This window comes from Mycobacterium montefiorense (assembly GCF_003112775.1).
Classification (GTDB): Bacteria; Actinomycetota; Actinomycetes; order Mycobacteriales; family Mycobacteriaceae; genus Mycobacterium; species Mycobacterium montefiorense.
In genome coordinates this window covers 382,384-400,263 of sequence record NZ_BFCH01000007.1, presented here as the reverse complement: position 1 = coordinate 400,263, position 17,880 = coordinate 382,384, and the positions used below count along the sequence as shown (strand labels likewise).

Sequence of the window (17,880 nt, the reverse complement as noted above, 5' to 3'; positions counted from 1 at the left end):
TCCGGTTAGGGTAAGCGGCGTGAACAGGCGGATTCTCACCTTGATGGTCGCGCTGGTGCCGATTCTGGTCTTCGGCGTGTTGCTCGCGGTGGTGACGGTGCCGTTTGTCTCGCTGGGCCCCGGACCCACTTTCGACACGCTTGGTGAGGTAGACGGCAAGCAGGTGGTCGCGATCGAAGGCACCCAGACCCACCCGACCACTGGCCATCTGAACATGACGACGGTGTCCCAGCGCGACGATCTGACCCTGGGCGAAGCCCTCACGCTGTGGTTCTCCGGCCAGGAACAGCTGGTACCGCGCGATCTGATCTACCCGCCCGGCAAGTCCCGCGACGACGTCGACAAGGCCAACACCGCCGACTTCAAAGATTCCGAGGACAGCGCTGCCTATGCCGCCCTGGGCTATCTGAAATTCGCACCCGCGGTCACCGTCGCGACCGTCACCGACACCGGTCCATCGACGGGCAAGCTGAAGGCCGGTGATGCGATCGACGCGGTCAACGGCACCCCGGTGGTCAATGTCGAGCAGTTCACCGGATTGCTGAAGAACACCAAGCCCGGCCAGGAGGTGACGATCGACTTCCGTCGCAAGAACGAACCGGCCGGCGTCGCGCAGATCACGCTGGGCACAAACAAGGACCGCGACTACGGCTTCCTGGGTGTCGCGGTGCTCGATGCGCCGTGGGCGCCGTTCTCGGTGGACTTCAACCTCGCCAACGTGGGCGGGCCGTCGGCCGGCCTGATGTTCAGCCTGGCGGTCGTCGACAAGCTGACCACCGGCGATCTGGCCGGCTCGACGTTTATCGCGGGGACCGGAACGATCACGTCCGACGGCAAGGTCGGCCAGATCGGTGGCATCACGCACAAAATGGTGGCCGCCCAGGAAGCGGGCGCCACGGTATTCCTGGTGCCCGCTAAGAATTGCTATGAAGCGACCTCGGACAACCCGCACGGTTTGCGCTTGATCAAGGTAGAGACTCTCGGTCAAGCCGTGGACGCGCTACACGCGATCCAACAAGGAGGTCAGGCACCGAGTTGTTAGCCTGCGATTCCGCGTGTTGCGGTGCGTACAGTTGTGACCGTCCCGGCCACATTGATCAGGGAGCGTAGCCAGTGGGGATGCGGCCCACCGCAAGGATGCCGAAGCTGACCCGGCGCAGCCGGATTCTGATCTTGATCGCGCTTGGTGTGATCGCGTTGCTGCTTGCCGGCCCGCGACTCATCGACGCCTACGTCGACTGGTTGTGGTTCGGGGAGCTCGGGTACCGCTCGGTGTTCACTACCGTCCTGGTGACCCGCATCGTGGTGTTCCTGATCGCCGGCCTGCTGGTCGGCGGCATCGTGTTCGCCGGGCTTGCGGTGGCCTACCGCACCCGCCCGGTGTTCGTCCCGAGCAACGACAACGATCCGGTGGCCAGATATCGCACCGCGGTCATGTCGCGGCTGCGGTTGGTCGCCATCGGTGTCCCGGCGACGATCGGGCTGCTGGCCGGCATCATCGCGCAGAGCTACTGGGTGCGCATTCAGCTGTTCTTGCACGGCCAAGACTTTGGGATCAGGGATCCGCAGTTCGGTAAGGACCTGGGCTTCTACGCATTCGAGCTGCCGTTCTATCGGCTGGCGCTCAGCTACCTGTTTGTGTCGGTGTTCCTGGCGTTCGTGGCGAACCTGCTGGCGCACTACATCTTTGGCGGCATCCGGCTGTCCGGCCGTACCGGCGCGCTGAGTCGCTCGGCGCGGATTCAGCTGGTCAGCCTGATCGGCACCCTGGTGTTACTCAAGGCCCTTGCCTATTGGCTGGACCGCTTCGAGCTGTTGTCGCACACGCGCGGCGGCAAGCCGTTCACCGGTGCCGGATACACCGATATCAACGCGGTGTTGCCGGCGAAGCTGATCCTGATGGCGATCGCGGTGATTTGTGCCGCCGCGGTCTTTTCCGCGGTCGTGCTGCGCGACTTGCGGATTCCGGCGATCGGCCTGGTTCTGTTGTTGCTGTCGTCGTTGATCGTGGGCGCCGGCTGGCCGTTGATCGTCGAGCAGATCAGCGTGAGACCTAATGCCGCGCAAAAGGAAAGCGAATACATCGGCCGAAGTATCACCGCGACGCGGGAAGCGTATGGGCTGACGTCCGATCAGGTGACGTATCGCAACTACAGCGGCGACGGCCAGGCCACCGCCCAGCAGGTCGCGGCCGACCGCGCGACGACCTCGAACATCCGGTTGCTCGACCCGACGATCATCAGCCCGGCCTTCACCCAGTTCCAGCAGGGCAAGAACTTCTACTACTTCCCCGACCAGCTGTCCATCGACCGCTACCTGGATCGCAACGGCTCGTTGCGTGATTACGTGGTCGCGGCCCGAGAACTCAACCCGGACAGGCTTATCGACAATCAGCGCGACTGGATCAACCGGCATACCGTCTACACCCACGGCAACGGATTCATCGCGTCTCCGGCCAACACGGTGCGTGGCATCGCCAACGATCCCACCCAAAACGGCGGTTACCCGGAGTTTCTCGCCAACGTCGTCGGCGCCAACGGCAGCGTCGTGTCCGACGGACCGGCACCGCTCGATCAACCGCGTATCTACTTCGGACCCGTAATCTCCAACACCTCGGCCGACTACGCGATCGTCGGGAAAAGCGGCGCCGACCGCGAATACGACTACGAGACCAACACCGAAACCAAGAATTACACCTACACCGGGATCGGGGGAGTCCCGATCGGCGATTGGCTATCCCGCAGCGTGTTCGCCGCCAAGTTCGCCGAGCGAAACTTCCTGTTTTCCAGCGTGATCGGCTCCAACAGCAAGATTCTGTTCAACCGCGATCCGGCAGCGCGGGTGGAGGCGGTGGCGCCGTGGCTCACGACCGACAGCTCGGTGTACCCGGCGATCGTCAACAAGCGCCTGGTGTGGATCATCGACGGCTACACCACGTTGGACAACTACCCGTATTCCGAGCTGACTTCCTTGGAATCCGCGACCGCCGACTCGACCGAGGTGGCGTTCAACAAGCTGGGTCCCGACAAGCAGGTCTCCTACATCCGCAACTCGGTGAAGGCCACGGTGGACGCCTACGACGGGACCGTGACGCTTTACCAGCAAGACGAGCAGGATCCGGTGCTGAAGGCCTGGATGCAGGTCTTTCCGGGGACGGTCAAGCCCAAGAGTGACATCAGCCCCGAGCTCGCCGAGCACTTGCGGTATCCCGAGGACCTGTTCAAGGTGCAGCGGATGCTGCTGGCGAAGTATCACGTCAACGACCCCGTGACGTTCTTCTCCACTTCGGATTTCTGGGATGTGCCGCTGGACCCGAACCCGACAGCCAGCAGCTATCAGCCGCCGTATTACATCGTCGCGAAAAACATTGCGAAGAACGACAATACGTCTTCGTATCAGCTGACGAGCGCGATGAACAGGTTCAAGCGTGATTATCTCGCCGCCTACATCAGCGCCAGCTCCGATCCGGCGACCTACGGCAAGATCACGGTGCTGACGATCCCGGGTCAGGTCAACGGTCCGAAGCTGGCCAATAACGCGATCACCACCGACCCGGCGGTGTCCCAGGATCTCGGTGTGATCGGGCGAGACAACCAGAACCGAATACGGTGGGGCAACTTGCTGACGCTGCCGGTTGCTCAGGGTGGGCTGCTGTACGTCGAACCGGTTTACGCCTCTCCGGGGGCCAGCGATGCCGCCTCGTCGTACCCGCGGTTGATCCGTGTTGCGATGATGTACAACGACAAGATCGGCTACGGCCCGACCGTCGGCGACGCGCTCACCGGGTTGTTCGGGCCCGGTGCGGGTGCGGCCGCGACGGGGATCGTTCCTACCGACGGGGGTGCGCCGCAGAGCCCGCCTGCCGGTCCACCCACGCCACAGGCCGGGCCACCGGGATCGCCGCCGCCGCCGACGGCGGTGCCGCCCGCTCCGGACGGATCGTCGACCTTATCGCCGGCCAAAGCCGCTGCCCTACAGGACATTCAGACCCAGATCAACGCGGCCCGGGACGCCCAGAAGAAGGGTGATTTCGCCGGCTACGGCGCCGCGCTGCAGCGGCTCGACGACGCCATCACCAAGTACAACAACACCAAGTAGCGCGCCATGGGTCACGTCATCGTGGTTACCGGCGCATCGAGCGGTTTTGGCCGGCTGAGCGCCGAAGCGTTGGCGCGCGCCGGCCACACGGTCTACGCGTCAATGCGTGACATCAAGGGCCGCAACGCATCCCAGGTTCAGGCTGCCGGCAACTTCGCCAAGGAGAACGGCGTCGACCTGCGGACCGTGGAAATGGATGTGCAGTCGCAGCCTTCGATTGATACCGCGATCCAAGAAGTTGTCAGCGCCAATGGCCGCATCGATGTGCTGGTGCACAACGCGGGCCACATGGTGTTCGGCCCGGCCGAGGCGTTTACGCCCGAACAGATCGCGCAGCTCTACGACATCAATGTGGTCAGCACACAACGGGTCAACAAGGCTGTGCTGCCGCACATGCGACGCCAGCAGCGAGGTCTGCTGGTGTGGGTGTCCAGCAGCAGCTCCGCCGGGGGCACGCCGCCGTATCTGGCGCCGTACTTCGCAGCCAAGGCCGCGATGGATTCGCTGGCCGTGTCCTATGCACGCGAGCTGACCCGGTGGGGCATCGAGACTTCGATCATCGTGCCCGGCGCATTTACCAGTGGTACCAACCACTTTGCCAATGCCGGCACGCCCGGTGACCAGGCCGTGGTGGACGAATACGAACAGGGCCCCTATCCGGACTTCGGAACCCGAGTGCAGCAGGCCTTCAACGCCATCGTGCCCGCCGACGCCGATGTGGCCGAGGTTGCGGACGCGTTGGTCGACGTGGTCGACACGCCATTCGGCAAGCGCCCGTTCCGGGTTACCATCGATCCGTCCCAGGACGGCGCCGACGTCGGCTTCGCCGTACTCGATCGGCTCAAGGCCGAGATGCTGCATCGCGTCGGACTCTCGGATCTGCTGATACCAACCGATTTTAGTTGAGCTACAGCAACTTTCACGCGCAGGCCGTGCGGAACCGATCCCGGTAGGCCTTCGGGCTGATACCCAGGTGGCTGGCGAATACCCGCCGCAACGTTTCGCTGCTGCCGAAGCCGGCCAGGTGCGCGGCCTCGGTCACGGTGCGGCCGGATTCCAGGCCGGCACGGGCGAAATCGACGCGCACCAACTCGACGTAGCGAGCCGGCGTCATCCCCAGTTCGGCCTGAAACAACCGGGTGAGCTGACGGGTACTCAACGATGCCCGCGCCGCGAGCTTCTTGACGCTGTGGTCGCGAGCGGGATCGGCGGTGATCGCATCGGTGACCGTACGTAGCGGCGAACCCGGCGGCGGATCGGCCTCGACCAGCACCGAGAATTGCGATTGCCCACCGGCGCGTTTGAGGTAGACGACCAACCACCGGGCCACGTCGCGCACCAGCTCGGTGCCGTAATCCATTTCGACCAGCGCCAGCGCCAGGTCGATGCCCGACGAAATACCGGCCGAGGTGAAGACATCGCCGTCGCGGACGAAGATCGCGTCCGGCTCGACGGCGGTGTCGGGGAAGGCCCGGGCCAGTAGCCGGGTGTCGTGCCAGTGGGTGGTGGCGCGGCGGCCGCGGAGCAAGCCGGCCTGCGCGAGGAGGAACGACCCCGTGCAAATGGAGGCCAGGCGCCGGGTCCGCGCCGACAGAGCCCTGATGGCCTCGACGAGCGCGGGATCGATCGCCCGCCCGGGCAGGCTGTCGCTGCCGGCGACCAGAACGGTGTCGGCGGAATCGATCGACGAGATGCTGTCGGTGACACCCAACGGGGTGCCGATCGAGGTCTTCACGTCGCTGCCGTCCAGCGACGCGATTTTGAGCTGATAGTCGGCGCCGAACCGGTTGGCCTCGACGAACACTTCTCCCGCTCCCGCGACGTCTAACAGCGTCACCTCGTCGAAGACGACGATTACTACCACTCGCGAACGCGCTCCGGCTTCGGCCACGAAGTCATTGTGTCCCTTTCTGTGGAAAAGACGGCTGGAACGACATAGGCCGGTTGGCTCGCGACGTCGCACACTCGCTAGCAAGACCACACCAGGAGGCAACTCATGGATATTCAGTTGATGGACACCATTGCCGGCATCGCGATACCCGACACTGCACTGGTACGCGAGATCACCGAGGTCATCCGCGAGGCCGAAGACGACTTGCTCTTTGACCACTCCCGCCGGGTATTCCTCTTCGCTGCGTTGCAGGGGCGCCGCCGGGGGCTGGAGCCAAACCTGGAGTTGCTTTACGCCGGAGCGATGTTCCACGACCTGGGTCTCACCGAGCGATACCGGACTTCGCAGCTGCGCTTCGAGGTGGACAGCGCCAATGCGGCACGGAAGTTCCTGTTGGAGCGCGACGTTGATCAGGCCGACGCCGACAAGGTGTGGCTGAGCATCGCGTTGCACACCACTCCCGGCATCCCCGAGTTCCTGGCACCCGAAGTCGCTCTGGTCACTGCCGGTGTCGAAACCGACGTGCTGGGCATCGACCGCGACGAGCTTTCACCCGAGGCTCTTGCCGCAGTCACCGCTGTCCATCCGCGCCCGAATTTCAAGCAGCGCATCCTGACGGCGTTCAACGACGGGATGAAGCACCGCCCGCACAGCACCTTCGGCACGGTCAACGACGACGTACTTGCGCACTTCGACCCCGCATTCATCCGCGACAACTTCGTCGACATCATCGTGGGCAACAGCTGGCCCGAATAGGAGCAGCGAAATGGACATCTATGAAGGTCTTTACACCACCAGGATGATGCGCCGGTTGCGGCCGGATCCGATTCCGCTGGATACGCAGGCCCGCATTCTCGACGCGGCCGTTCGCGCTCCCAACGGGGGTAATACCCAACGCTGGCACTTCCTGGCCGTTGACGATCGCGAACTCATCCGCGAGTTCGCCCAGCTGTTCCGCCAGGCCCGCGCCCTGGAATACGACAAGTTCAAAACGGGCACGGGACCGATGGTTGCGACAGCGCCCGGGGCGGACCCGGCCGCTCACGCCGACACGATGCGTCGAATGAAAGGCTCGGGGGATTACCTGGCTGACCATTTCGAAGAAATCCCCCTGTTGCTATTCGTCTTCGCCATCGACGACCTCGGCGGTGCCAACATCTACCCGGCGATCTGGAGTGTGTTGCTCGCCGCCCGAGCCGAGGGCGTCGGCGGTGTCATGACGATGGTGCTCCGCAATTTCGAGGACAGGGTGAACGAGTTACTGGGCGTGCCGGTTGCCGAAGGCTGGAAGATGTCGGCCATGCTGACCCTGGGTTATCCGTCGGGCAAGTGGGGCGTCGCGGCCAATCGCCATCCGGTGCACGAGGTTTCATCTCGAAACGGTTGGGGCAAGCCGTTCGGAATCGAAGTGCCGCAGCCACTCTGGCCGCCTCGGAACACCCTGTCAGCCATGGTGGGATGAACGAGGCATTGCAGCGCAAGGGATTTCCGAGGAAGGTGGATCAGATGGACCAAATCGGGGTCACCGTCGTGCAGCCGGGGGAGGGCGACGTCGTCGCGCTCCCGGGCTTCGGGGCGGTGTTCAAGCTCTCCGGCCAGACCAACGGCGGGGAGGTGTCCATTGTTGAGCACCCGTTTGGGGTCGGCTTGCTGACCGCGGCGCATCGGCACACCCGCGAGGACGAGCATTCGATTGTGCTGGCGGGCGAGATCGGCTTCCGCTCCGATGACAGCGAAGTGGTGCTCGGTCCCGGCGGCTACATCACCAAGCCGCGCGGGCAGATGCACGCGATGTGGAACGCCGGCAACGAGCCCGGGCGCATCGTCGAGATCATCACCCCGGGTGGATTCGAGAACTATTTCCGGGAGCTCGGCGAGCTGCTCGTCGAACACGCGGACGGCCCGGTGGGCACGCCGCTGCATGAGTTGCCCGAGTTCGGCGAACTGGCCGACAAGTACGGGCTGACCTACGGGTCGCCGGCCTGGATGGAGGACATCGCGCAGCGGTATGGGCTGAACCCGCCTTCGCACTGACCCTTCCGTTACCCCCGCTGAGCCCGCGATTTGGTCGGCTCGACACCGGGCCGGTAACCTTGCATTCACCGACGCGGGGTGGAGCAGCTCGGTAGCTCGCTGGGCTCATAACCCAGAGGTCGCAGGTTCGAATCCTGTCCCCGCTACTAGCGAGTGGCCCCCGGGATCCTCCGGGGGCCACGTCCATGTTTGGCCGACAATCATGAGCTCTTTGCCGCCATCAAGGTCGCCTTGTTGCCCTGCACCCGGACGACGTGCGTCGTATGCAGTTCGACGACGTGCTCGATCGTCCTGACGTGCTCGGGCAGTTCGAGTTCATGGATCTGCTGCCCATCGAGTGCGTTGAAGCCGTACATCACGTGGCTGTTCGGCTTTTCGTCTGGATGCGGACCGGTCGCGATGATGTGTCCGCTTTTGTCGCTCACAACGAGTCGCTTCATGGATCCTCCTCAGCTCAATTGACCAATTTGGACTCGGAAAGCGGCCGGGCTACCCGTGCCGTTGCCCTCCGCATGCAGATTCACCGTGTACACGATTCCGCTGGGACCCGCGCCGCGAGACCAGTCCATCGAGTGACTGTCGGCTACGACGCGGCTCGACTGAGTCCATACCGCCGATGGGAACGGAAACCCGATGTTGTAGGCATCGACGCCGGTCCACCACACCTGAACGCCCGCGCCCGGATTCAAGGTGAAGTTCACCAAGGGGTTGTGGTCACCAATGATTTGAGACATTCGTCCTCCCTGAAACCGGTTGCGGATTCGATGTGGCCGCACCTTTTAAACGTAGGCAGCTGCCCGACATCAAGCATGCGTAGTCGACTACTCGAATTCGCTACTAACAAGTTGACGTTTGCGGCACCAGAGAACGATCGGACGGATCGGCTTGGACGGGCACGGTCGACCTCCGGGCCGGTCGTGAGCGCACCCTGATCGGCCACCAGAACCAGCGACCCAGCAGCGCAGCGATGGACGGCGTCATGAACGCCCGGACGATCAAGGTGTCGAACAGCAGACCCAGACCAATGGTGGTGCCGAGCTGACCGATCATCTTCACGTCGCTGACTATCATCGACGCCATCGTGAATGCGAACACTAAGCCGGCGTTCGTCACGACTTTGCCGGTGCCGCCCATGGACCGGATGATTCCGGTATTGAGGCCGGCGTGTATCTCTTGTCGGAACCGGGAAACCAGCAGCAGGTTGTAGTCCGAGCCCACCGCCAACAAGACGATGACGGACATCGCAAGCACCAGCCAGTGCAACGGGGTGCCGAGAATGTACTGCCAGACCAACACCGACAACCCAAACGAAGCGCCGAGCGACATCGCGACCGTCCCCACAATCACCCCAGCAGGCACCAGGGCTCGGGTGAAGACCAGCATGATGATGAAAATCAGGCACAGCGAGGAAATGCCCGCGATCACGAGATCCCATTTGGCGCCCTGGGAAATGTCTTTGAAGACGGCGCCGATTCCGGCGACGTAGATCTTGCTGCTCTCCAGCGGAGTTCCCTTGAGCGACTCCTCGGCCGCCGTGCGTATCGTGTCGATACTCGCGATCCCCTCATCAGACGCAGGGTCACCCCGATGCAGAATGATGAAGCGTGCCGCGTGGCCGTCCGGCGACAGGAAGTTACTCATAGCCCGCCGGAAGTCGGCATTTTCAAAGACTTCCGGCGGAAGGTAGAACGAGTCGTCGTTCTTGGAACCGTCAAAAGCACGACCCATGGCCGACGCATGTTTGGTCATGTCGTCCATCTGATTGAAAATGCCGGACATGGTGCTGTGCAGCGTCAGCATCATGGTCCGCATGTTCGCCATGGTCTCGATCATGGGTGGCAGCTGGGCGATCATCTCGGGCATCAGCCGATCGAACCCTTTGACGTCAGCCACCAATGTGTTCAGTTTCTCGTCGATCCGGTCCACGCCGTCAACCGCGTCGAACATCGATCGGACCGACCAGCAGATCGCAACGTCGTAACAGTGCCTCTCCCAGTAGAAGTAGGACCGGATGGGCCGCCAAAAGTCGTCGAAGTCGGCAATGCGATCACGCAGGTCGTCCGTGATTTGTTGCATTTCTTCGGTATCGGCCACCACCCGATGCGTGTTGGCCGCAAGTTGCATCATCAAGTCATACATCCGCTGCATCGTGGCGACCGTCTTGCCCATCTCGTCAGCCTGCTTGCGCATGTCGTCCATCCGATCGCGCTGAAACTTCATGTCCTGTGCGATCCCGGCGTTTTGCATGCTGAGTTGGAACGGTATCGATGTGTGGTCCATCGTCGCCCCGTCGGGTCGGGTGATGGCTTGAACGCGCGAGATCCCCTGAACGTGAAAGATGCCCTTGGCCAACTTATCCAAGATCAGAAAGTCCGTCGGATTGCGTAAATCGTGGTCGGACTCCAGCATCAATACCTCCGGCTTCATCCGTGCCTGGGGAAAGTGGCGATCCGCGATCGCCAAGCCTTGATTGGCCGGGATGAAGCTGGGTAGGTAGGCCCGATCGTCGTAGCTGGGACGGTAGCCGGGCAGGCTGATCAGGCCGACCAGGGCGACCGCGCAGGTAAGGGCAAGAACGGGCAGCGGCCAGCGCACTACCACCGTGCCGACTCGTCGCCAGCCACGGACGTCAAGCCGCCGCTTCGGGTCGCAGAGACCGAATCGGCTGCCGACGGCCAGGACGGCCGGTCCGAGTGTCAGCGCGACGAGAACCGCGACCAGCATCCCCACCGCGCACGGAATTCCCAGGGTTTGGAAGTACGGCATCCGGGCGAAACTGAGGCACAACGTCGCAGCGGCGATCGTGATGCCCGAGCCCAAGATGACATGGGCCGTTCCCCGATACATGGTGTGGAAAGCCGCTTCCCGGTCCTCGCCGGCCTGACGGGCCTCCTGGTAGCGACCGAACAGGAATATCCCGTAGTCCGTTCCGGCGGCAATCGCCAGCGAAGTGAGCAAGCTGACCGCGAAGGCCGACAGCCCGACCAGCCCGCCGTGCGCGAGCAGCGCGACAACTCCTCGTGCCGTAGACAATTCGACGCCGACCGTCAGCAGTAGCAGAATCACCGTGGGAAGCGACCGATAGACCAGGAGCAACATAGCGAAGATTGCCACGACGGAGACGAGGGTGATTTTCGCGATGGACTTGTCGCTGCTGTGATGCAGATCCGAGGCCAGCGCCGACGGCCCGGTGACGTAGGCCTTGACCCCGGGCGGCGCCGGCGTGCTGTCCACGGTGCTACGGACCGCGTCAACCGAATCGTTGGCGAGCTGCTCGCCTTGGTTACCGGCGAGGTTCACTTGCAGGTATGCGGCCTTGCCGTCGTTGCTCTGCGAACCCGCCGCCAACAGCGGATCTCCCCACAAGTCCTGAACACCGACCACGTGCTGCTTGTCTGCACGCAACTTGCGAACCACGGCGTCATAGAACTTGTGGGCGTCAACGCCCAGGGTCTTGTCACCCTCCAGCAGGATGAGCGCCACACTGTCGGTCTCTCCCTCGTTGAAGACGTGGCCGATACGTTTCAGAGCCACCAACGACGGTGCTGCCGTTGGGCTTAGCGCCACCGACCGCTCTTGTCCGACCACCTCCAGCGGGGGGACGAATACGGTGAGGATGACAACGACTGCCAGCCAGAAGAGGATGATCGGCACGGCGAAGGTGTGGATCGTCCTGGCGATGAATGACCGGTTGGTATGGATGGCACCGGACGGTTCGGAATGGGTGATGCTCACGCGATATTTCCGTGTGCCACAGTGCTTTCCATGCTAGACACCTTCCTGGTGGTGAGATACAGCGCCTACGCCGAGTGCGTCGATAGACGCCCGAACCGACAGAGGCTTCGCATCGAGTTCGGCGACTGACGCCACGTCGAGGGCGATCGTGGGGTAGTCCGCGAGGTACTCCGCGTAGGACCGGGTACCCAATCTCATCCCCAGCGTGACCCACGCATCGAGCACCGACCACCTGCCCGGACTTCGCTTCGCCCAGTCGCTTTGATCCAGCCGGTGCTTCCACTCGAGGGGATCGACCTCTTCGAGTTCGTATTGGCGCAGAAAATCCGCGTATGCCACCGCTGCACCGCGCACCACGGTGATCCCACGTCCCAGCCGGGGTGGTCCGGCCACGTCTGCCAGCACACCCAATATGGCATTCGCGACGGCTCGGGCCGTGGTGACTTCCTCCGTCAATGTCACGGAAGGGTAGGCCCGCAATGCGATACAGGCATCGACGACCGAAACCAGAATGTCGGCAGAGTCGCGCAATTGGTAGTCGTCGCCGAGCACTCGGGGCAGACGTGCGATCGTGAAGTCCAGTTCCGGCGGTGAGGTGGTCAGTGCCAGCTCGGCAAGTGACTTGGATGCCGCATACGGGTAGGGCGCGCTGCGGGGGTCGGTGACTCGCGGCACCGTGACCTGGCCGTTCACAACGAACGTCGACAGATGCACCAGTCGCGTCCCGCGGGTCGCGCACGCCGCGGCGATCGTCGAAACCATTTCCACATTCGCCGACCGAAGCGTGCGGTATCCCACCAGCACATTGGTGTTGCCGATGCAGTTCACCACGGCTCCGGCGTCAGCCTCGCGAAGCAGGGCTTCTAGTTCTGCCGCGCCGAACTCGGGCGGGAGTTGTTCAATCCGCACTCCTGCGACATCGCGCAGCGTCGTCCACGGATCATGTTCGGGCAGCGTCGATCTGGTAGCCAGAACTACCTTGGGAGAAGGCGCCCCAAGCCGTCGCAGGTCCAGGACCGCCTGGGCGAACCCAGTGCCGAGAATTCCGGACGCGCCCAGCACAACGATCGCGCGCCGGTCTGGCGGGCCGTTTGTGGGGGGTGCCAGGGTCGCCGCGAGAGAAGGGGGTTGCACCGACAGCGCGGCGAGATCGTGTTCTATCTCGGCAGCGGTGTCGGCGTCCATCCAGGTATCTGTCGGAGCGCCAATGCCGATGTCGGAGACCAAGTTGGTGGCCGTGTCGGCACTGATCAGATCAAAGATCGAGAGGTGCCGGCCCAGATACCTGCGTGTATCGGGCAGGATCCTGATGAGATCCAACGAGCCGATTCCCTCGCCGAGCAGCGATGTTTCAGGCGCTACCGCCCTGCCGAGATGCTGACTCCACAGCTGCGCCAAGCCAGTCGCTCGTTCACCCCCCGCGGTCTGGGCCGGCAGAGCGTCGACGACCTCGGGCATTGCCCGTAGGGTTTCGCTGTCGACCTTCCCGTTTGCCTTCCGGGGGATAGCCGGCACATCGAGCACGAAAAACGATGAACCCCAAGACTTACGAGAACGAGCCTGATTCGCGCCGCTGTCGCCGCGTCCTCGATGCCGTTGCGGGTCCGGTGCGATTCGAACCACACCGCCAGGCTGCCGTTGTGTGGCTCGACGGCAACATCGACGATCGCGGGGTCACCAGAGATGCGTCTTGTCACCTCGGCGGTGTCGACTCGCTTGCCGGAGATTTTGACGATGGCGTCTTTACGCCCGGCGAAGACGGGAAAGCCTTCGTCGTCGATGGCTACCCGATCGGCAGTGGCAAAAGCACGGTATCGCAGGCCGTTTGCGGTGGTCACCGTTCCGAAGCCGTGACCATCGATCCCCAGATAACCGGAGGCGACCAGATCTCCGACGATGACGACTTCACCGAAGGCGATGAACACGGTGCCGGCAACCATCGGCCGGCCCAGCCTCAGTCGAGCATCGCCGGCGACGGTTGCGTTGTGGCCGGCGATCCGAAGATGGGTGACGACAACGGTGGCCTCTGTCGGTCCGTATGTCGAGACTAGCGAGATTCCTTGTGAACAACCGGAATCGATCCACTTGTCGACCGCGCTCGGGCGGACGGCTTCACCGCCGATGACGATCTGGCGCAGGCGCGAGCGGCGGATCGCGCCCATCGCGTCGCAGTCCTCGCACAGGAGATGCCAGAGGGCGGTCGGTAGGTCGAGGAGAGTTGCTTGGCTGGCGACCAGGTCTCGCGCGAGGGCGGCCAGGTCACCGGCTCTCGTCGCGGCGGATCGGATCAGCGCGGACCCGCACAGCGCAGCACCGAAGATTTCCTCGACGCTGACGTCCGATGTCAACGGTGCGCATTGCAGGACGGTGTCGCGGGGTCCCCATCCATAGGCCTGTCTGACCGCATCACAGAAAAGTGCGAGTGAGCCGTGTGAGACTCGGACGAGCTTGGGCTGCCCGGTCGACCCTGAGGTCGGCATGATGTACGCCGTTTTGGTGGCGAGCGCGTCGTCGGCAGCCACCTGTTCGATGCGGGCGTCGACCAAGTCTCGTAGTTCGCTTTCCGGAATCACCGCGAGACTGGTGGCAGCGGTGTCGGCCACCCGCACCGAGATTCCATCACCCGAGTTGGCAATCGCGTTCGCGCGTAAGGAAACGTCGTCGGCGTCGTCGCAGACGCTGTAACCGCACCCCGCAAGGTGGCACGCGATCAGCAGGTCGATGGTCTTGTCCGTGTCGTCGTCGCTGAACACCACGACGTCACCCGGTGCCACGCCGCTGCGCACCAGCCAGGCAACCCACGGAAAAATGTGGCGGCGCCTTTCGAGAAACTGCTGGCTTGCCGGCTCGAGAAACCAGGCGGGTGTGGCTTTTCGGTGCGTTCCGACTGCCGCACCGGGTGGGTGGCAGGCCCCGTCCGGGCCGACGTCGGACCACTCGTTGACGATCATGGCGACAGGTTGGTTCCACAGCGCGGGCATCGATTCCAACGCCGCGGCGATCCGCTTCGCGACGCCGCGGTGGATCTTCGGTTCGGGCAGGTCGGCCCGGTTCCAGATGGCGACGCTCAGTATGCGTTGGCTTTCGTCTAGAACCGAGGCCACGGTCATGCCCTCGACCGGACCGATGTCGGTCGCAACCGGGGCTTCCGACAAGAACGGCCGCAGCCCGGGCGCGCATGCCTCGCGGATGAAGTTGAGCGTCAATGCCTCTACGTGGGGTGTGTGGTTGACCGCCAAATACATTCGGCGGTAGTGCTCTTCACGAAGCCACCGGCGTCTGACGGCCTTGACATAGTCACGGTCAAGCGCTCGTGCGACATCCTCCACCGAAGCGTATGGCGGAAACCGGACCGAGTGTGCCACCGAATTGACCAGACACGTCGCGACGTTCAGATCGGGATCACCGAAGCGGTTGTCCACCGCGTGAACCAATACGCTCTCGGTGCTCTGACGCAGGCTCGCATCCACGGCCACCGCCGCGGCGGCCACCAGCACATTGAGTGGGATCTGCTCGGTCTCGGAGAGAGCGAGGATCGCATCGAATGTGCGGCCGGATATCAGCGCGGATTCGGAAAGTACGCCCTTGGCTGTGGTCCCGGGAGCGTCGTACGAATGCCGGCCGTGCCCGCCGTGGCGCGCCTCGTCGGCAAGCTCACGCCGGACGCGGCCCGCGAGACGCTGCTGTGATTCCTCGACCTTCGTCGTCTCAAGCAGGTTCGCCGCCGCTACCTTGCGCAGAGAGTTTGTCACGCAAGGGAGTTCAGTTGGGCCGTTTGTGGTGAGATGTCGAGCCAGATCGGCCTCGATGATTGCCGTTGCGCCGCCGTCAAGCAGGATGTGATGGGTGCGGACGTCGAGGCCCGAAACCCAACCGCATTCGTCGGTCCGCACGGTGTAGCGCACAAGTGGCTTGGCGAAGATATTGGGAGACCAGGTGCGTTCGAGCTCATCGTCGCAGTGCTCTGTCTGGTGCTGATTGTCTCGCCGCACCCGCACTATGTCGCTGGGCTGCAGGCGTGGCACCAGATCTGGATAGTCGACCCCCGCCGGTGGTGGCTCGAGAACGCAGAGTTGCACCGGGTTTTCGAGAATCGTCGTTTCCAGGGCGGCCAGTAACTTCGGCAACTCCAAAGGGTGGAATCGATAGCTCTTGCGAATCAGATACAAAGCGGGGTCGTTATCGTGCTGCACCCCGTTATAGAGGTTCTGCTGAGACTTACTTAAGGCAACTCGATCCACCGAAGCTTCTGCAGGCACGGTCACGAGGACTTTTCCAGCTCGGGTTGCCCGAGTTCCGCAACCCAGCCGCTGATCGACAGGTTCTTCGCCAGTCGGGCCGGTAACTCGGATTCTTGGTTCACGCCGAGTTGCTTCATCAGGAGAACGAATCGAACGGAGTCCAGACCGAGGTCGCGGAGATCGGTTGCGTCGCCGTCGATGAGATCTGCTTCGTCGATGTACAGCACCTCACGGAGTGCATCGAAGATCCGTTCCCGCACCGCCTCAGCCACCTACCATCACTGCGGCATCGTCGCCGTTGATTGTCGCGGCCAGCGATGTCCGCATGACCTTGCCGGATTGAGTTCGCGGAATATCGGCGACAAGAACGATTTCCGACGGCCGCGCCATCGATTCGGACTCACGCCGATATCGGGCCGCGATCGTCTGCTTGAGCTTGCGGGCTCCGGACTCGTCGATAGCCGTATCGGGGACTACGGCCAGACCGACGAGCGCTCCGAATACATCATCGAGAATTTCGTAACACGCGGCCTCGCGAACCCCAGTGACGCTTTGCGCGATGCGGTCGACCTCGTCGGGCACTACGTTGACGCCACCGGAGATGATCAGCTCCGACGATCTTCCCTTGATGTAGAAGAACCCGTCCTCGCGACGCTCGAGGAGGTCGCCGGTATTCACCCATCCGTCAACCAGTACTTCCCGGGTGCGTTCGGGATTGTTCCAGTAGCCCAACATGTTCGCCGGTGATTTGATCCACAGTGTGCCGAACGAGGCGGAAGGCGGTGCGCCGGCCGCGGCGGGTCCGTGGCCGTCGGGACCTGCCAGATAGACGTCCACGCCGGGGTACGGGCGGCCCACCGCACCCTCCTCGATCTTGGAGATCGAGCCATCTTCGGTCGGCAGACACATGGCGGTGCAACCGGTCTCGCTCAAACCGTAGACCTGAACGGTGTGGATACCGGCGGCTTCGATGAAGCGTAGATCGGCCGCGATTGCGCGCGAGCCACCGTATCCCAATTCTCGCAGCGACTGAACTGTCGTGTCACCGGACTTCAGCTCGGAAACGAGCTTCGAAATAAGAAACGGCACCAGGCATGTCGTCGTCACCGCATTGGTGTTGAGAATCTCCAGCAGTGACGTCGTGTTCTCTGCGCCGGTGATGCACAGCATGCCATGCGACAAACAGGTGAGGATCCACCACAGCCCACCGATGTGCGTAGCGGGCAGCGGCGAGTAGGTGGTTTCGCCGACGACCCAGGTGATCCAGTCCAAACCTTCGTCCCGCAAGATATCCGGGATCGCGAAGAAGGTGCGATTGGCCAGCAACACGGCCTTGGGCTCGCCCGTGGTGCCACTGGTGAATACCATCGCCAGGGGATCATCGGGACCCAATGCCGGCGTTCCGGCAAGCCAATCCGCCTGTACGCTTACGTCGGTGTCGTCCATGCCGACCGCCATGTCTACCGTGATCGCCGGTATCGAGGCGAGTGTCTGCGGCAGCGAAACCCTGCTCCCCGGCGCGATGAGAATTGCACTGGGGGCGGTGATCTCACAGAAACGTTCGATCGTTGCGGACGGGAGATAGCCGTCGGACATCACCGCGATGGCCCCGAGCTTCGCGCATGCCAGCACCGAAAGATACGTCTCGGGCCCGTTGTCCGAAACGACGAGCACCCGGCAGCCCTGAGAAACAGACCGCTCCCGTAACGCCGCAGCGAACCTGTCCACTTCGGCGACGAGTTCCCCGTACCGGATTACGCTCGTCTGATCGCAGCGACGCATGGCTATTGCCCCCGGCCGCTGCCTCGCCTGCTCGAAGACTCGTTCCAGCACCGTGCGCGCTGGGTAGTGAGACTTAGCCATAAGTGGTTCCCTCCAATG

At 63.2% G+C, this 17,880-nt stretch carries 12 protein-coding genes, 1 tRNA gene and 1 pseudogene; 7 read left to right on the top strand and 7 right to left on the bottom strand.

The features are described from left to right. Positions 1-19: 19 nt before the first annotated feature. From DB708_RS05550 to DB708_RS05540, 3 genes are all read left to right on the top strand, one after another. Positions 20-1,042 carry a YlbL family protein gene (locus DB708_RS05550; protein WP_108920920.1) on the top strand — a complete coding sequence of 341 codons (1,023 nt, stop codon included), beginning with the start codon at positions 20-22 and terminating at the stop codon, positions 1,040-1,042. A 71-nt stretch (positions 1,043-1,113) separates the two neighbouring features. Beyond that, entirely contained in the window at positions 1,114-4,098 is a 2,985-nt protein-coding gene (locus tag DB708_RS05545; RefSeq protein WP_108920919.1) for a UPF0182 family protein, read from the top strand. Between the two features lie 6 nt (positions 4,099-4,104). Next, the gene (locus DB708_RS05540; RefSeq protein WP_108920918.1) at positions 4,105-5,004 is read left to right on the top strand and encodes an SDR family oxidoreductase; all 900 of its coding nucleotides are present in this window, start codon (positions 4,105-4,107) and stop codon (positions 5,002-5,004) included. Positions 5,005-5,017: 13 nt separating this feature from the next. Here DB708_RS05540 and DB708_RS05535 read toward each other — a convergent pair whose 3' ends face one another. Then, positions 5,018-5,989, bottom strand: coding sequence for a GlxA family transcriptional regulator (locus DB708_RS05535; protein ID WP_201263423.1), 972 nt, complete (start codon positions 5,987-5,989; stop codon positions 5,018-5,020). A gap of 105 nt (positions 5,990-6,094) precedes the next feature. On the opposite strand from DB708_RS05535, the gene DB708_RS05530 reads away from it, so the two are divergent. The 4 genes from DB708_RS05530 (at position 6,095) to DB708_RS05515 (ending at position 8,169) form a co-directional block, all read left to right on the top strand. After that, positions 6,095-6,745: an HD domain-containing protein gene (locus tag DB708_RS05530; RefSeq protein WP_108920916.1), complete on the top strand. Its 651-nt coding sequence runs from the start codon at positions 6,095-6,097 to the stop codon at positions 6,743-6,745. 10 nt (positions 6,746-6,755) lie between these two features. Beyond that, positions 6,756-7,451 carry a nitroreductase family protein gene (locus DB708_RS05525; RefSeq protein ID WP_108920915.1) on the top strand — a complete coding sequence of 232 codons (696 nt, stop codon included), beginning with the start codon at positions 6,756-6,758 and terminating at the stop codon, positions 7,449-7,451. A gap of 44 nt (positions 7,452-7,495) precedes the next feature. Next, complete coding sequence (locus DB708_RS05520) at positions 7,496-8,023, top strand: cupin domain-containing protein (RefSeq protein WP_108921012.1); 528 nt, start codon at positions 7,496-7,498, stop codon at positions 8,021-8,023. Between the two features lie 72 nt (positions 8,024-8,095). Continuing rightward, a tRNA-Met gene (locus DB708_RS05515) sits at positions 8,096-8,169 on the top strand. A 54-nt stretch (positions 8,170-8,223) separates the two neighbouring features. Here the strand turns inward: DB708_RS05515 and DB708_RS05510 are convergent. The 6 genes and pseudogenes from DB708_RS05510 to fadD10 all read right to left on the bottom strand — a co-directional run bounded on the left by DB708_RS05510 (position 8,224) and on the right by fadD10 (position 17,862). Continuing rightward, a complete protein-coding gene (locus tag DB708_RS05510) occupies positions 8,224-8,463 on the bottom strand; it encodes a hypothetical protein (RefSeq protein ID WP_108920914.1) in 240 nt (79 codons plus the stop codon). Positions 8,464-8,472: 9 nt separating this feature from the next. After that, on the bottom strand, positions 8,473-8,757 hold the full coding sequence (locus tag DB708_RS05505; protein ID WP_108920913.1) for a hypothetical protein: 285 nt from the start codon (positions 8,755-8,757) through the stop codon (positions 8,473-8,475). A 103-nt stretch (positions 8,758-8,860) separates the two neighbouring features. Next, on the bottom strand, positions 8,861-11,752 hold the full coding sequence (locus tag DB708_RS05500; RefSeq protein ID WP_235616645.1) for an MMPL/RND family transporter: 2,892 nt from the start codon (positions 11,750-11,752) through the stop codon (positions 8,861-8,863). A gap of 39 nt (positions 11,753-11,791) precedes the next feature. Then, positions 11,792-16,023: pseudogene (locus DB708_RS05495) on the bottom strand (AMP-binding protein). Beyond that, positions 16,020-16,259 (bottom strand): acyl carrier protein, encoded by a 240-nt coding sequence (locus DB708_RS05490; RefSeq protein ID WP_108921011.1) that lies wholly within the window; start codon positions 16,257-16,259, stop codon positions 16,020-16,022. Before DB708_RS05490 ends, DB708_RS05495 begins: the two are co-directional and overlap by 4 nt. 4 nt (positions 16,260-16,263) lie before the next feature. Then, positions 16,264-17,862, bottom strand: a complete 1,599-nt coding sequence (gene fadD10, locus DB708_RS05485) for a fatty acid--CoA ligase FadD10 (RefSeq protein WP_108920911.1) — start codon at positions 17,860-17,862, stop codon at positions 16,264-16,266. Positions 17,863-17,880 lie beyond the last annotated feature (18 nt).

Excerpts from the sequence above, each read along its gene's own strand:
- fadD10 (WP_108920911.1), bottom strand. The coding sequence starts at position 17,862 with ATGGCTAAGTCTCACTACCCAGCGCGCACGGTGCTGGAACGAGTCTTC.
- DB708_RS05525 (WP_108920915.1), top strand. The coding sequence starts at position 6,756 with ATGGACATCTATGAAGGTCTTTACACCACCAGGATGATGCGCCGGTTG.
- DB708_RS05510 (WP_108920914.1), bottom strand. The coding sequence starts at position 8,463 with ATGAAGCGACTCGTTGTGAGCGACAAAAGCGGACACATCATCGCGACC.
- DB708_RS05540 (WP_108920918.1), top strand. The coding sequence starts at position 4,105 with ATGGGTCACGTCATCGTGGTTACCGGCGCATCGAGCGGTTTTGGCCGG.
- DB708_RS05530 (WP_108920916.1), top strand. The coding sequence starts at position 6,095 with ATGGATATTCAGTTGATGGACACCATTGCCGGCATCGCGATACCCGAC.
- DB708_RS05520 (WP_108921012.1), top strand. The coding sequence starts at position 7,496 with ATGGACCAAATCGGGGTCACCGTCGTGCAGCCGGGGGAGGGCGACGTC.
- DB708_RS05505 (WP_108920913.1), bottom strand. The coding sequence starts at position 8,757 with ATGTCTCAAATCATTGGTGACCACAACCCCTTGGTGAACTTCACCTTG.